The sequence below is a fragment of the Phyllobacterium sp. P5_D12 genome, assembly GCF_054049495.1.
In genome coordinates this window covers 1-971 of record NZ_JBFUMG010001003.1, presented here as the reverse complement: position 1 = coordinate 971, position 971 = coordinate 1, and the positions used below count along the sequence as shown (strand labels likewise).

The 971-nt window shown below is 51.3% G+C and carries 1 protein-coding gene; it reads right to left on the bottom strand.

Annotation, left to right across the window (positions count from 1 at the left end):
* Positions 1 to 92 precede the first annotated feature (92 nt).
* Positions 93 to 971, bottom strand: an 879-nt coding sequence (locus ACXJ5O_RS28280; protein ID WP_457302808.1) for a branched-chain amino acid aminotransferase, incomplete at its 5' end; no start/stop codon positions are given.

Genomic DNA, 971 nt, shown 5'->3' with positions numbered 1-971 from the left:
ATGCAACATGATGACTAAGTTTTAATCAATGTCAAACAACTTGATACMTCATACCGTAGGTATCAAGTTCATTTCTTCGTTTTATCCAGCTGTTACTCAGCAGCAGCTTTCTTTGGCATTACTTCTGCTGCATAATCATTCATCAGATTAGCTGCCATCTCGCCAACGGTGAAACGATAAGGACCAATTTCTGCCACCGGCGTAACTTCTGCGGCTGTCCCCGTCAGGAAGCATTGCTCGAAAGTCTCCAGTTCTTCCGGCAGAATGGCGCGCTCGATAACTTCATAACCACGGCGCTTGGCCAAATCGATGACTGTCCGGCGTGTGATACCATCGAGGAAACAATCTGGCGTTGGTGTGTGAAGAACTCCATCCTTGACGAAAAATACGTTCGCGCCAGTTGCTTCGGCAACCCGTCCACGCCAATCGAGCATTAGTGCGTCAGCATATCCCTTTGCCTCCGCCGCATGCTTGGAGATCGTGCATATCATATATAGACCCGCTGCCTTGGACTTCGATGGAGCGGTTCGTGGGTCAGGACGGCGATATTCCGCGAGATCCAGGCGGATACCTTTGAGCTTCTGGGCCGGGTCGAAATAACTCGGCCACTGCCAGATAGCGATGGCGACGTTGATCTTGTTTGCTTGAGCAGAAACCCCCATTGATTCGCTACCGCGMCACGCAACCGGCCGGACATAGGCGTCCTGGAAGCCCTGTTTGGCCAATAGTTTGCGGCTCGCATCGTTCAGTTCTTCAACTGTATAAGGTATTTTGAAGCCAAGAATGCGTGCAGACTCATGTAGGCGCTCAGTGTGCTCGTTGAGTTTGAATATTTCGCCGCCATAAGCCCGCTCACCCTCAAAAACCGAACTGGCGTAGTGCAAGCCATGGGTAAGCACATGGACCTTTGCGTCCGCCCAGCGAACGAATTCGCCGTTCATCCAGATATAACCTTCAAGCTGGTCGAATGG